This is a genomic window from Alteromonas sp. ABH4_456, from assembly GCF_056160645.1.
In genome coordinates, this window is the sequence record NZ_JBSWXO010000019.1 from 58,931 (window position 1) to 72,845 (window position 13,915).

General features: G+C 48.6%; 15 protein-coding genes and 2 pseudogenes. 8 read left to right on the plus strand and 9 right to left on the minus strand.

Features of this window, described 5'->3' with window-relative positions; all coding sequences use genetic code 11:
* Positions 1-38 precede the first annotated feature (38 nt).
* Positions 39-524 (plus strand): FKBP-type peptidyl-prolyl cis-trans isomerase, encoded by a 486-nt coding sequence (locus ACXAG2_RS20060; RefSeq protein WP_303573091.1) that lies wholly within the window; start codon positions 39-41, stop codon positions 522-524.
* A gap of 55 nt (positions 525-579) precedes the next feature.
* Here ACXAG2_RS20060 and ACXAG2_RS20065 read toward each other — a convergent pair whose 3' ends face one another.
* Positions 580-918, minus strand: a complete 339-nt coding sequence (locus ACXAG2_RS20065; RefSeq protein ID WP_119501953.1) for a P-II family nitrogen regulator — start codon at positions 916-918, stop codon at positions 580-582.
* Positions 919-1,165: 247 nt separating this feature from the next.
* Between ACXAG2_RS20065 and ACXAG2_RS20070 the strand changes: the two genes are divergently transcribed.
* Positions 1,166-1,708, plus strand: coding sequence for a GspH/FimT family pseudopilin (locus ACXAG2_RS20070; protein WP_303573090.1), 543 nt, complete (start codon positions 1,166-1,168; stop codon positions 1,706-1,708).
* On the opposite strand, the gene ACXAG2_RS20075 is transcribed toward ACXAG2_RS20070, so the two are convergent.
* Positions 1,705-2,091 carry a type IV pilin protein gene (locus ACXAG2_RS20075; protein WP_474869943.1) on the minus strand — a complete coding sequence of 129 codons (387 nt, stop codon included), beginning with the start codon at positions 2,089-2,091 and terminating at the stop codon, positions 1,705-1,707. The genes ACXAG2_RS20070 and ACXAG2_RS20075 overlap by 4 nt on opposite strands.
* 83 nt (positions 2,092-2,174) lie before the next feature.
* On the opposite strand from ACXAG2_RS20075, the gene ACXAG2_RS20080 reads away from it, so the two are divergent.
* From ACXAG2_RS20080 to ACXAG2_RS20095, 4 genes are read left to right on the plus strand one after another with little or no spacing between them, the layout of a single operon-like run.
* A complete protein-coding gene (locus tag ACXAG2_RS20080; protein WP_474869946.1) occupies positions 2,175-2,684 on the plus strand; it encodes a prepilin-type N-terminal cleavage/methylation domain-containing protein in 510 nt (169 codons plus the stop codon).
* Positions 2,678-3,283, plus strand: coding sequence for a hypothetical protein (locus ACXAG2_RS20085; protein WP_474869949.1), 606 nt, complete (start codon positions 2,678-2,680; stop codon positions 3,281-3,283). Before ACXAG2_RS20080 ends, ACXAG2_RS20085 begins: the two co-directional genes overlap by 7 nt.
* A complete protein-coding gene (locus ACXAG2_RS20090) occupies positions 3,276-4,394 on the plus strand; it encodes a hypothetical protein (protein WP_474869951.1) in 1,119 nt (372 codons plus the stop codon). The genes ACXAG2_RS20085 and ACXAG2_RS20090 overlap by 8 nt, the downstream gene beginning before the upstream one ends.
* 14 nt (positions 4,395-4,408) lie before the next feature.
* Positions 4,409-4,927 carry a hypothetical protein gene (locus tag ACXAG2_RS20095; RefSeq protein ID WP_474869952.1) on the plus strand — a complete coding sequence of 173 codons (519 nt, stop codon included), beginning with the start codon at positions 4,409-4,411 and terminating at the stop codon, positions 4,925-4,927.
* Between the two features lie 6 nt (positions 4,928-4,933).
* Here the strand turns inward: ACXAG2_RS20095 and ACXAG2_RS20100 are convergent, their stop codons facing one another.
* Genes ACXAG2_RS20100 through ACXAG2_RS20120 form a run of 5 tightly spaced genes read right to left on the minus strand, consistent with a single transcriptional unit; the run spans position 4,934 to position 11,511 of the window.
* The gene (locus ACXAG2_RS20100; RefSeq protein ID WP_119501960.1) at positions 4,934-5,404 is read right to left on the minus strand and encodes a type IV pilin protein; all 471 of its coding nucleotides are present in this window, start codon (positions 5,402-5,404) and stop codon (positions 4,934-4,936) included.
* Positions 5,404-9,471: a PilC/PilY family type IV pilus protein gene (locus ACXAG2_RS20105; RefSeq protein WP_474869955.1), complete on the minus strand. Its 4,068-nt coding sequence runs from the start codon at positions 9,469-9,471 to the stop codon at positions 5,404-5,406. The genes ACXAG2_RS20100 and ACXAG2_RS20105 overlap by 1 nt, the downstream gene beginning before the upstream one ends.
* An 11-nt stretch (positions 9,472-9,482) precedes the next feature.
* Positions 9,483-10,055 (minus strand): PilX N-terminal domain-containing pilus assembly protein, encoded by a 573-nt coding sequence (locus tag ACXAG2_RS20110; protein WP_119501961.1) that lies wholly within the window; start codon positions 10,053-10,055, stop codon positions 9,483-9,485.
* Positions 10,055-10,894 carry a PilW family protein gene (locus tag ACXAG2_RS20115; protein WP_474869957.1) on the minus strand — a complete coding sequence of 280 codons (840 nt, stop codon included), beginning with the start codon at positions 10,892-10,894 and terminating at the stop codon, positions 10,055-10,057. The genes ACXAG2_RS20110 and ACXAG2_RS20115 overlap by 1 nt, the downstream gene beginning before the upstream one ends.
* On the minus strand, positions 10,891-11,511 hold the full coding sequence (locus ACXAG2_RS20120) for a type IV pilus modification PilV family protein (protein ID WP_303573082.1): 621 nt from the start codon (positions 11,509-11,511) through the stop codon (positions 10,891-10,893). The genes ACXAG2_RS20115 and ACXAG2_RS20120 overlap by 4 nt, the downstream gene beginning before the upstream one ends.
* Before the next feature lie 249 nt (positions 11,512-11,760).
* Here ACXAG2_RS20120 and ACXAG2_RS20125 point away from each other — a divergent pair.
* Positions 11,761-12,515: pseudogene (locus ACXAG2_RS20125) on the plus strand (transposase).
* A gap of 480 nt (positions 12,516-12,995) precedes the next feature.
* Here ACXAG2_RS20125 and ACXAG2_RS20130 read toward each other — a convergent pair.
* Together ACXAG2_RS20130 and ACXAG2_RS20135 are read right to left on the minus strand one after the other, a co-directional pair.
* On the minus strand, positions 12,996-13,292 hold the full coding sequence (locus ACXAG2_RS20130; protein WP_474869959.1) for a HigA family addiction module antitoxin: 297 nt from the start codon (positions 13,290-13,292) through the stop codon (positions 12,996-12,998).
* Positions 13,289-13,570: a type II toxin-antitoxin system RelE/ParE family toxin gene (locus ACXAG2_RS20135; RefSeq protein WP_474869962.1), complete on the minus strand. Its 282-nt coding sequence runs from the start codon at positions 13,568-13,570 to the stop codon at positions 13,289-13,291. Before ACXAG2_RS20135 ends, ACXAG2_RS20130 begins: the two co-directional genes overlap by 4 nt.
* 176 nt (positions 13,571-13,746) lie before the next feature.
* Between ACXAG2_RS20135 and ACXAG2_RS20140 the strand changes: the two are divergent.
* Positions 13,747-13,915: pseudogene (locus ACXAG2_RS20140) on the plus strand (IS110 family transposase); the annotation flags it as partial.

A 13,915-nucleotide genomic window follows, 5' to 3' on the forward strand; every position in this document is an offset into this window, starting at 1 on the left:
CACGTGTTGAGAAAACACACCCCAAAACAGGAAATATTATGACAATCACGTCAGACAGTGTGGTAACACTACACTATACCGTTTCAACAGAAGACGGCACTACACTGGACTCTTCAGAAGGCAAAAACCCGTTGGTTGTGCTGCTCGGCAGACGCTTCCTGATTGAAGGTCTGGAAGATGCTCTGATGGGCAAAAATAAGGGTGATAAATTCGACGTCGCTGTAGCGCCTGAAAAAGCTTACGGTGAACGTGCAGACGAACTTGTACAAAGCGTACCTAAGTCAATGTTTGACGGTATGGATGTGCAACCCGGCATGTCTTTCCGTGCTACTTCTGAAGGCGGGGAACAATCTGTGATCGTTATCGAAGTCAGTGAAGAAGAAGTGATTGTAGATGGCAATCACCCGCTGGCAGGTGTGCCTTTGAAATTTGATGTGGAAGTAGTAGATATCCGTGAACCGACTCAGGAAGAGCTGGAACATGGTCATGTGCACGGTGAAGGTGGCTGCGGTCACAACCACTAACCCCTGAACTGAATAAAAGAAGCCGGTGCAGCGTCAGCTCACCGGCTTTTTTGTTTCAGATCGCTTCTTCGTTCTGTTCACCGGTACGAATACGGATAGCCGTTTCAACCGTGGTAACAAAGATCTTTCCGTCACCAATTTTGCCAGTTTTTGCTGATGACTCAATGGCTTCAATGGCCTGCTGAACCTGATCGTCTGCAAGTACCAGTTCCACTTTAATCTTTGGCAGAAAATCTACCTGATATTCAGCACCACGATACAGCTCAGTGTGCCCTTTCTGACGTCCAAAGCCTTTTACTTCGGTGACGGTCATGCCGGCAATTCCTACTTCGGCCAGTGCCTCACGAACATCATCCATCTTGAACGGCTTGATAATCGCTTCAATTTTTTTCATAACTTGCTACTCGTTGTTTAGTGAACTGATACGACTAAGTCTATGTCGTTACTGCAATAGTTTACACAAAGATTGCCTGACGTACATAGACAAAGCATCTCTTTGACTTGCAAATTACCACACCGGAACTGCATTTTACTTTGCACGGTAAAGTATAGACATCCAGCCGTTTGCTGTCTTTTATATACGCATTTTCTGTGCATTTCGGTTAATCTGACCTTCGGGTAACTGAAAAATTGCAACAGGTATGAACGCGCAAAAAGGACTGTCTCTGATAGAACTGATGATCACTGTAGCCATCATGGCTCTGCTGATCACTGTCGGCGCACCTGCCATGCAGTCCGTTCTCCAGCAAAACCGGGTGATAGCGGCAGTAAATGATATCAGCGGCGCTGTGCGGATGGCCCGTTTTACTGCCATTGATCAGGAGCAGACTACCCTGCTTTGCCCCACATCTGACTACAAAAATTGTTCAAATGACTGGACTCAGGCAAAAATCGTTTTTATGGATGCCAATCTGAATGGTGCCAGAGACAACGATGAACCGCTTATACTCTCTACTGATCCTCTGGGTACCGGCCTTGGACTGGACGGAGTGTCAGGCACACTGACGTTTGCCGCTGATGGCAGTGTCAGCAATGCTGTCACCATCAAAATTTGCCCGTCGTCAAAGGATGCCAAAGCCGCATCGGCCGTGCTGATTACCTTATACGGCCGCGTATCTGTTGCCACAGATGCCAGTGGTAACGGCATTAAAGAAGATCTCAACGGCAGCGATTTGTCCTGCTAATGCCAGCATTTTACAGGCGCATATGTGCCTGCAGCATCCAGCGTCAACGTATCGCAGCCGTCGTTTAACCCTTTAATCCGGTCAGCACGAAGTACATACCCGCCAGCAGAAACATTAATGACCGTGAACGTATACTTCTTAATGACCGGGGCCGATAACGCCACCTTCCCGGCATAACCCGCATTCGCCAGACGAAACCGTATTTGCTCTGCCTGCCACCGCAGCAGCTGACTTCTTGCCTGTTGCCGTTCGTGCCGGTTAAGTAAATCAACGAAGCCGGGTACTGACAATGCACTGAGAATACCGGTGACAGCCAGTGCCATCATCAGTGACATCAGCGTTAATCCTCTTTGAGGTAAAAAATCTTTCCTTTGGTACAGCATACAATTCCCTGCTCACAAAATAGACTGACATCACTTTATCAAACCGGCAGACCAGTTCGCTGCCGCCTATAAGGACAGTTGTCATGCGTCAGGGATTTTCGCTTACAGAACTGCTGGCCGGACTTGCTATAACAGCGATAGTCGCGAGTCTTTCTTTGCCTGCTATTCAACATCAATATCGTCTTGGACAACTGACCAGGTTACTGGATGCAGTACAACTGCAATTCAGACGGGCGCAGGCTGTGGCACTTGCCGGCGGCCAGCACGGTTACATTGCCATCCATGCCGGCACATCCTGGTGTACGGTGGTCACGTCAACTGCATGTCATTGCAATATACCGTCGTCCTGCTCAGCCTCAGCACTTTTTAAGCCGGTGAACAGTGGCGGCTACCCGGCCACATCGCTGGTTAATAATACGTTTAACCCGGCTCATTTCGCCCGGTTCAGCAAGGGCAGCGGTAAAGCTTCCGGTAACGCAGGATCCCTGACATTCGATGTGTCAGGACTTCGGGGCAAGATGATTGTAAGCAGCCAGGGCCGCATCCGCGTTTGTCTTGAAAATATGGACTACGGAGGATACCGGGCATGTTAAAAATTCAGGCGGGCTTCAGTCTGTCCGGCATGCTCATTTCCATGGCGACCGGCCTGACGCTCATTGCCACCTCAGCATCACTGATTGCTTCAGTGAAAAACAGTCAGCAACGCCAGACAAGTGCTCTTTTGCTGGAAGATGAAATGGTTCGTGTCACATCGTTACTGCGGCAACAGTTAAGGGAAAGCGGTAAAACGGGAAATTACCTGCAAACGCTCATTCAGTCAGGGAATCCGGATAAAACGTTCACCTCAAAGCTGGCAAGCGGCGCTTACGGAAATGAACCCGCCGGCAGTTGTATTATTTATGCATCAGATCTCAATCTGAACGGCGTCATTGACAGTCAGCCTGTGAATGAGAGAAGAGGTTTCAGACTCAGAGGCAAGGCGCTGGAAACACGGATTAACGGCCGCACATGTACTCAATCCGGATGGCAGGATATTACCGATCCAAATTTTGTGACTGTCAATCAGTTTACTGTGAGTCTGGACAGGAAACAGCAAACCACCGATATCACCGTTACTCTTTCCATGGGTCTCAAAACAGCCAGTGACATTTCCAGACAAAATACATTCATTGTCACGGTATATCATGATTAGACTGGCCCGAAAACACAGGCAGCAATGCTCCGGCATCAAATTAGTACCACACGGAGCAATATGGACCGGCACAGTGTTGCTGCTATTGCTGATTGTTGTACCGGCAGGTGCCACACTGACTGTTATGCTGTCCGGATCTGCTACGCAGTTTCTGTTACGTAAAAATGCAGTTGTTACCCGTGCAGATCTTGATGGTGATGTGATTCAGGCTCAGGCCGAAATTAATTATGCAGCCAGCTGGCCACCTGCCCCGCTTTCCGGCGCGAATATGATGTTAAGTCAGCCGGGCGTTCAGACTGTCCGCCATGCAACAATTCACAACATCACCCTGGATGTCAGCCGTGCAGTAGACAATGGCATGCTCAGCTCCCGTGTGGAACTGACAAAGTTTCCTTTTTTGCTCACCATTCCGGCCGCACCTGTGGTGTACAACGGTTCAACGCCTTTACTGGGCACATTTTCGCTGTTTCTCCCGCCGGCCGGGTCTCATCCGGATTTTATTTATTCATTATGGTCCGCAGCTTCTGTTGATATGTCAGTCAATGGCAGGATGACCTGTGCAGATTCATTTACCGGTCAGGACTTATGTCCGGTATTACCGCTGAGTAATACGCCGTTTAAAAGTGCTGATATCAAAGATGCAGATAATAAAATCGCTATACCACCGGGAGATTATCTCTTCGGGCTGGATTTGGATAACGCTGACTTAACCATCATTGCTCTTCTGAGCCGCAATATCTACACGGACTGTCAGACTTTGCCTGCCTCAGATGTCATCGTATACGTAAAAGGTGACTGTACGCTTTCAGGTAACAAAATACTGGGCAACACTGCGTCACCTGTATTACTTGTCGTAGAAAATGGTCACATCAAAATGGAAGATAATGCGGTGGTGAACGGCGTTGTTGTCAGTTACAGAAACAACAGCGGTTTTAGCCGTAAAATACAGATTTCAGACAGTGCCATTATTAACGGCAGTTTGCTACTTAATCATCCCGCCACGGCAGACAGTCACCTCCGTGTGGCCTATCACTACACTATTCTGCAAAACCTGCAACACCACCGTTTATTACAACAAACCGGCATAGTACCCGGGACAACACATCCATGACGGGACAGTTAACGATGAAAGGATTAATACAGACGGAATTGCTGGTGGCATTTATTCTTTTAACCGGCTCTCTCACTGCCTGCCTGATGACCATGCAATCAAGCATTTCTGCAGCGCTGGCACTTCATGACGCAAGTCAGGGGTTACTGCTCGCGCAGACACTGGGCAAACAATTGTCAGATACCGGAAGAAACGGTACAGGTGAAATAGCTGACTTTTTAACTCAGGGTAATAACCTGTCAGCCAACGTGGTCAGTGGTACGCATACAGTGAACAGCGGACCGGTTGCGCCGGCAATGCAGTTCACAGTCAACTGGCAAATCCAGCCCCGCTATATCCATTCAGGAAATGTAACCAGCACTGCGGCAACAGCAGATGTTCCCTGGCCGGTACTGAAATCCGGTACCCTGTCGGTGAAATGGAAAAGTCATGACGGCATTCAAGTCAGTAGTCCGGTCACGGTGAGCAGCCCTCACCCACTCATTTCTGCAGATGTGCGTAAAATCAGCCGGCTGAATGCTTTAACACCATGAGAGGGATCAGCAGGACCAGCAATACTCTGAGCTGTCGATACTGCCGCTGTTATTTTCGTCCCAGGCTTTACGCCCGTCGCTGTAATACAAAATGATACCATCCGATGCCTGACTGGTACCGGACACCGGCGTAGCTTTTATCTCGTAGTCAGTTGCAGAGGCAGCCTGAATGGTCAGGGTATAGCGCTTATCTGAGGCACTTTCAGAGGCCGGTGACCAGTTATTAAAAATAGTTGGTGTACCGGTATCACTGCCACCCGATGCAGCGCCCTCATAAGTAAAACCACCGGTATGATGACGCTCCATTGCTGCTGCGAACGCCATCAAATCAGACTGCGCCGTTTTACGGTAGCTTTCCTGAATAACCCCCTGGTAAGCGGGATATCCTACCGCTACCAGGATGCCAGCAATAGCCACCGCAATCATCAGTTCAATCAGAGTAAAACCACGCATTTCTTTCATTTTATCCTTTTTCATTATTGGCGCTCTTTCTCTGTGGTCCAGCTATTTTGCTGTACCCGTTCGAAGCGGCCGAAGATATTTTGTGCCAGACAGGCAAAGGCCGATGTGCACTGTTCTTCATTACCATCCTGGTCAACGCTGATCACCGCAGACACACATTCTGTGCCCAGACAAACCACCGGCTCCACGATTTCTTCAATGAGGATTTTCGTTTCAGGCGCAATACCGGTTTGTTTCAGCTCAGCGTAGCGATCCTTTTCATCAATATCACCGTCATTATTCAGATCATCCACTGCATTACCCGTCAACATATCTACCAGATACGCACGGCTGTTACCGGTAGGTGGCGCACAGTCACTTTCTGAGCTCGCAGCCGGTACATACGTGGTAAAGAAAATTTTGTAATCAATGATCAGAGGTGAAGACAACACTTTTTCCCCTCCGGTAGTCAGCTTTATAAACCAGCCATCTTTGCCTGCAAGCTGGGTTGCCGCCACACTTTGTGTGTTGGCGTCTGAACTGCTCAGTAGCGAATTAGTGGCATCGTACAGAGTGGATTCAGTTACGCCAGTGTTAAACACATATTCGCCGTTGCTGTCGTGTTCAAAAACACCTTTGTCTTTAATGAAGTAGAAACGGTCATCCACACCTACATCCAGCGGCGAGGCGCGCCAGCCAGAGCCGATAGCGACGCCGTAGAATAACTCATCGCCCAGCGCGATTTCAGAGACATCTGCACCGTAATAGAAACGGCGGTTATCTGTATTGGTTGCCCCGCCTAAATCAGCGATACGGGCACCTTTAACAAAGTCGCTGCCAGTTTTGCCGTTATAGATATCCATACGGAACAACTGCCCGCCCATGTCTGACACATACATATGGTCTGCATATCCATCGTTATCACGGTCAATCACTGAAATCCGGCTTGGAATGCTGTACTGCATCTCAGCAATATTGAGGTTGGCATCACTGTTACTGGCGTGCCAGAGCAACGCACCGGTATCGGCATCAAACATGTACACAGCATTACCAATACCGTCAGGATCCCTTGTCAGCTTTGTATCGTGACCGTCTGCGTAACCACCACCCACAATCATGACATTCTTTTCGGTACTGCCCATTTTCACTTTGGTAATGGTAGGACGGGACCAGGTTTGTCCCATTTTCTCAAGTCCGGTTGTGCCGCCACGGATTGCAAATACCAGTTTGGGAGATGTTTTGCTGGTTACATCGAATACATAATAATTACTGCCACCACGACGCATGCCAAGATACAGGTAGGTTTTACTGCCGACTGTGCGCAGAACCATATCACCGTCAAGGCCATAGATGTGAGTATACGAAGAGGCATTCTGGTAAAAGTCATGCAGATTGGCCATCAGCTCTTTCGGAATAATCGCGAAGTTTTCTTTACCGGTGGCGGCATCAAAGGAATGCAGGAACCCCTGATTGGTTGCAACAAAAATGGCTGAATCATTGGTACCGTAGTTAACAATGACCGGCTGAGAGTGAATAGGATCGCCCATTTGCAGTCGCACATCTGAGGAGTCGCCGTCACCGTCAGAATCTTTAACGTCGACACCCCGTGACCATTTCAGCAACTCACTTCTCAAGGTTACCGGATTAGATGACGTGGTAATGGCCAGATCTGCGGTGGTGATGAGCGCATTGTTCTCATGCACGGCATTCAGACTGGATGCAATAGAACCCGGAGAGTCAAAGAAATACACATTACGGTTGATATTCATCTGGCTGGCCGTCCCGCCTTCCCTCACATCGTTACCATCGGCCAGCGTGGACCAGTAGCTGTGAGATGAATCTGAGAAGAATCCTGTTACAGAGTCCACTGCTCCTGCCCCATTTTTATCCAGAATCGTGTCACCGCTGATTTTGTATTTTTTCACGTTACCGGGCCAGATAGTGCCCTCTGATGGCTTAAATAATGCGAAATACAGCTCGTCTTTGTGGGTCAGACGGTTCATCTGGTTAACGGCCACACCCGGTGACACAAAGGTAGCATTTACATCTTTTACTGAACGCAGGATAGTCTGGAAAGCCGTAAGCAAATCATCACTGTTATCCACCTGATAGAAACCACCACCGCTTTGCAGCGCGATCTGGTTAAGGAAATTGTTTGCATTGCTGTTGGCAGCAAAACCGATAGTGTGGGTGATAACACGACGGTCTATCACAGACGTTTCGGTTTTACTGATGTTCTTCACCAGGTCCAGACCGCACTTTTCACCACCGGAACCGGTACAGGACTTACCCAGCATAGACTGAATTTTACTGACACTGTGGTTACTGTTTGCTTCACCGTCAGACAGTAACACGATGTGGTTATTGGTCTGACACTGCAAATCTGTGACCGGAGAAATATAGGTTGCACCGGATGGAATGTATTCGTTAATACAATCCGCATCACTCAGGTTGTCATCACTGCATCCGTAAGGACGGACCGGATCTGAGCCGCTGTAAGAATTACGGTGGCTGACACGGGTACTCTTACGCACATCACCTGACACATTGTTGTTACCGCGGGTCAGGCCATAGTCCACAGACAAGCCGCCATAATAGCGGGTTGCCTCGTACAGGGTATCCACAATGGGGGTGTAACCACTGGCTTTAAGTTCGTCCACTTTGCCGATAAGGTGTTCACGTACGGTGGAAGAAACCCCCGGCGTTGCATTGCCGTTAAATTGAATGTAAAGCTGTGGTGCACGTGACGCACTGCCATTCACAGAATAAGCTCCACGGTCACCGTAGAAATCACTTAATATCAGCATTAAATCATTCCCGGCGCTCCAGCCACCACGATTAACCACTTCCTGAACCACGCTGGAAATATCCGGAGAGACATGCTGCCATTTACGATAAAAGGTGGGCATGTTCCAGGTAATGCCACTGGTCTTAGACTTATTTCTGAGCAGATAGCGGCTATAGTTCTTAAAATTCTCAGCATCATTTTCTGCTGATGCTGAAATTTTCATGGACGCACTGCCGCCGTGATAGTCATAACCGGTAAAGACGAGATAAGCTTTATTGATGGTAGCGTCCTTTGGCACATTAATATTGGTAAAACGCATGCCGATGTACGCGTTGTAGTTTGAATTCATGGTCAGCTCAGTACCGGTGGACTGATAGCCATTGTTCTTTTCCTCAGCGTTGTCCCTGGTGGAAGACACCTGAAACAGGCTTTCACCTGAAATACAGCCTGTGGCGGTAGATTCATCATAGGTGACCACCAGCTGCGGTGAGCCTGTGGTGCCGTAATCTGCCGATCTGGCTTTGCGCTCACTGCTGCTGTCAGTACTGCTACCTTCAAGAATAAGACTCAGGTTCTGACCGCCACACCAGCCCGCCTGATCAACGATTTCCTGTATGACTGGTGAAAAATCCGGTGTTGAAATCACATCATCAGTGACGGGAAACTCATTATCAGTGGTCCAGTCAACCTGACTTGCGGTTGTGGCTCTTGATGAGATATCAGATGATGCTGTGGAAAACGGCTGACTGTCGGCCGCCAGTTCACCGCGAATAGTGATCACAGAAGCCGCTGAGTTTAACTGTGAGGACGTCAGACGCATATAAGCGCCGGTAATCGTGGCGCCCTGAGGAATATTTAAACCGGTAAAACGCAAACCGCTTGTTACCGTCGCCGTACCGTAGGTGAAATAAACCGCATTGGTGTTCACATACACCGAACCATTTATCTCGGAAGCATCGTCAGTACTGCCGCCGGTTGACGTGATCAGCTCAGGATTAATGGCTTCATCAATTCCCTGTAACGGAAAGAGTACTGGGCCGCCATAATCAGAGAAACGCATCAGGCCGGCATTAATATTGGTTGCCTGGTCCAGCGCCGCTTTCAGCGCATTTTGTACTCTGAGCATCCTTGTCTGACTGGTGTTGTCATAAGCCGCCATACTGCCCGATGTATCCATAATGAACAGTACATTTGGCAAATAGGTTTTCGATGAGTCTGCTGTCCCGAGATAAATATCCAGATCGTCACCCCATGCCGCGAAGCCGATGCACGACCACATAAGAAATGAAATAAACCAGCGTGATACTTTTTTCATTTTCATAATTCCTACTGCGAAGCGGGCGCGATAACAGCGGCAGTCACGGTATTTGCCACCACCGTTGAACGCTCGGCTACCTTGCCACACCCTCTGACAACAAACACGTGACAGTTAACGTTACTACCACCAATCACATTACTTGAGCCTCTGCAGGCCTGCTCACGTACGAAAGCGGTTTTCGACCAGCTTTCAGTACGCATATCATTCTGATAATTACCGCTTCCGTTGTGTTCTGAGCCGGTATTCAGTACTGAGGTAGTTACCCGGCGATCAGTCCAGTTCTGATCAGAACAACTCAATGTATCGGAATCCGGATCAAACTGAGTTCCCTGACGGGCTTCTGACAAAGGATCGGTTTTACTGGAATCGGTCAGTAAAATTTCGTCTTCAGCTTCAAAAAATACCCCGGCCAGTGCCGCTTCCGCAGCATCGAAAGCCTGACCGGAACGCTGCATCGACACAGCCATTTTACTCTGCCCAAGACTTGACGACACAGCACTGACACCCAGGATAGTCAGTGATAATAAAATAAGCAGCGCCAGAATAAGCACCATACCTTGCTGAGGCTTTAATCCTTGCATCACAGGCTCCTCACAAAATTCTTCATATTGCGTAAGGCCAGTGTTTGCGTGAACACCTGAAAATAGTGCCCGCTGTCAGTAGCTACCGCGCTCTCATTCAGAACGGCAATATTACGGCTGGCGATATTCGATACCTGAGAGGCATCACTTTTTAACAACACCCCGATGCGTACCGATACAACCTGACGGTTAACCGCCCGCAATGCTGACAACTGACTGGCGGTAACGTACTGAACAGCTTGTCCCTGAGAACCGGTGGCGGTGGCGGTGACGCCATACTGAACCTGAAAACTCACGACATTATCCATCAGAACCACCGACTTGCTGGTACCTGTTGCCGTTTTTACACCACGCAATGCCCGGCCATCGTATCCTGAACAATAGAGCTTTTCTCCGGACACGTAGTAGCGGTTCACCACATGAAATTCGTCATTGCCTGTGTAGCCATAACGGTTTCCGGTGCAATCCTCCCGCCCCAAAAAATTCACAACCAGTTCATCATCAGCGCCGCTTCCGCCCTGGCTTGAGCCAAGGGATGCGCTGGACAGATAATCCCCCGGCAAGCCGACAGGACGGTTCTGAATAAATGCCGCTTCTACAAGGGGGTCTACCGTGGTATCCACTCTGGCTACTACCTGGTCGTAGCGCCCGGCCTCAATAACTTCGCGGTTCAGCCTTGCCATAACAAAACGTCCTGACTCCTGCACCTGGCTGACCGCCTGATTCAGGGAATTTGTCACTCTGGAACTGACCATTGTCTGGATCACTGCACCGCTGATCACCAGACCCAGCACCAGCGCGATCATCATTTCGATTAAGGTAAAGCCCCGCTGATTCATAGTGTGATGTCCTTAACCACGCAGGCATTACTGTCGCCGGAGTCAGGGTTACACCGGGTATTTAACGTGTACTGTTGCCTGGAGGAAGACGAAACCGGCCAGGTCAGCATAATATGAATGCGGGAGCCTGCTGAGCAGGTGTCAGCATCTCCGCTGTTACTGTCAGTGCAGGAGACATCCAGTGTAATGGCTTTATTAGTTTGTACTGCTGCACAGGACAATGACCACGCATCGTACTGCGCTATCTGTGCTTCGCTGCATGTGCCGCTTTCACAGTCGGGAATGGAAGAAGGCAGGCTCAGACAGTGACACGCATACGTATCACCGGAACCACAGGACAGCGTGGCAAAATTATAATTGTTACTGGTGAAATAAGCGTTATTCACTACCATTCCGTCGCCTGCCGTTGCCGGCCGCGTGGCAGCCCGTAACCGCTCTGCTACCTGTTCGGCAACCAGTTCAGACTGTGTGCGGCTTATCGCATCCCTGTTCGCAAAAGAACCCACAAATTGCAGCGATGCAACGCCAAGCAGACCGATAGCAAGCACGAACAACGTTATGAGGACTTCAATGAAGCCCACACCGGTTTGCCGTTTTTGCAACGTATGCTGACGCATAACTAGTCTACCTGTTCAAAAATTAAACTTACCCCGCATTTATCCTACATCACAGGGGCATTTTAATAAGTATCGGCAGAAATCGTTGGGTATTGAAAAGTATAATTCGCGGAGCAGCAACACTCCGCGATGAAGAAAGGCGTAACGGGGAAGGAGTTAACTGACTTGATACTTATTGAGCCTTCTCCCCAGCTTAGCCAATTTCTTGGCTAAGCTGGAAGGCGACCAAACCAAAACGGAGAAGACTCAATGCAATTTTATACTAACTTACATCCTTTTTACTGCGGAATCGATCTTCATGCCCGAATGCTCTACGTTTGCATCCTTGATGAGCGTGGCGACATTCTGGTTCACAAGAAGATTAAAGACTCGCCTGAACAGCTTTTAACACTACTTTCTCCCTATCTGGGGAATATCGTAGTCGGTGCCGAATGTATGCATTGCTGGTATTGGCTCAGTGACTTTTGCGAACAGCACAACATTGACTTTATTCTTGGCCATGCCTTGTACATGAAGGCTATTCTATGAATCTGTGTCTGATTGAAATCTATGACCATGAAGTCAGCAGCATTGAGTGTTATGTAGAGAAAATAACCAAGAACGATAATGGGCGTGACTATCATCTGCTACGTTCATTGCCGGGCGTCGGACGGGTTCTGGCTCTGACGATTCTTTACGAGATAGGCAATATCCAACGCTTTGAGAGTGTTCAGAAGTTCGCCTCCTATTCACGGCTGGTCAAATGCAAAGCGGAATCAGCAGGCAAAACATACGGTACTCAGGGCAATAAAATCGGTAATGCACATCTTAAGTGGGCATTCTCGGAAGCTGCGGTGTTGTTCTTGAAAGGCAACCCGCGTGCACAAGCATATCTCGCTAAGTTACAAAAGCGCATGAGTAAAGCAAAAGCTCTCTCGGCCCTGGCCCATAAACTCGGGCGATGCATGTATTATATGTTAAAGAATAAAACGGTGTTCGACAGTGAACGCTTTTTAGCAGGGTAAGTCGCGCAGGCGGATGAGCTGAAAGTCTAACTGGTCGAATGGCGAGTATCGTGTTTATCGCTTCTTTGGGCATACGAACCTGTAATGTGATGAACTATACCGGAGTCCACAGCCACCACGCTTTGATTAGACATCCGCCTGTTGCGCAACAATACCCTGTGCTAAATCGCTTGCACCTGCACTGAGCCTTCCACTAACTGGCGAGAATAATCAGCCATTACGTTTTGAATAGTGCCAGCATCAGGTTAACCGATGAATGTCTAGTGCCCCTGCTCCCGCCACGGATTGCCCGGCAGCAGGCAGCGATGAGATCGCACTAAGAGAGCCTCTATATGTGTTTGCCGCAGGCGATGCCTGACGATGACCATGACAGATGAAGTTAAGAGGTTTAGCACAGGGACTTGAACTGGCTGCTGACGCAGCCAGAGAATTGTTATTACCTATTGACCGGAGTTGGGCTCATATGTGTTATACGCGCCTTTATACCGCCGCCAGATTATAGGGAGAGACATGTAAAGAACTTTGATATTGCCGGGTTTGCCATAAATCAAAAGCATTTTGCAAACGTAGCCAATGGTCAGCTGAAGGCTTACCGAAGACCAGTTCCAGTCGAAGTGCCATCTCTGGGGTGATGGCTCCTTTGCCATTAAGAACTTTAGACAGTGTTTTGCGGCTAACATCTAAATGCTGCGCGACATCTGTGATAGTGAGTTCTAGAGCATCAATAACAAGTCTTTTGAGTATCTCACCGGGATGTGCTGGGTTATACATATTCATAAGTGATAATCCTCGTAGTTAACGATTTCGACATCTCGTCCAACAAAGCGATATGTAACTCTCCAGTTACCACTCACTCTGACAGACCAAATATTATTTCTTTTACCTTTGAGTTTATACATATAGAGACCGGGCAAGTCCATGTCATCAGGCGTTTCAGCTTGATCGAGATTGGACAGGATCAGACGAAGCTTATTTTCATGCTTCTTCTGAATTCCTGATGTGGTTCCTTTAGCATAAAACTTCTGAAGGCCTTTATGTATAAAACTCTTAATCATGCGGTTATTGTAACCTCATGGGTTACAAGTTGCCAGTGGAATTTTCGGCGCGTATAGACACAATGACTCCCTTCAAAATGCTAGCCTCCGCATTTTCGTGGGTTAGCTGAAAGCCACCGGAGCACCGGCCGGAACCATAATTAGTTTGCTTAAGACTAATTCATTTGGAGGCTAGCATGAATAAACATAGCATGATTTTTATCGGCTTGGATACGCACAAAGAATTCCATGAAGTGGCTTATTGTGAAGAACAGCGCGGGGCGAGTCCTGTTCACTATGGCCGCATACCCTCTTCCAAAGTTAGCGTTAAGAAGCTGCTCCGTCAGTTCGAATCGAAATACCCCG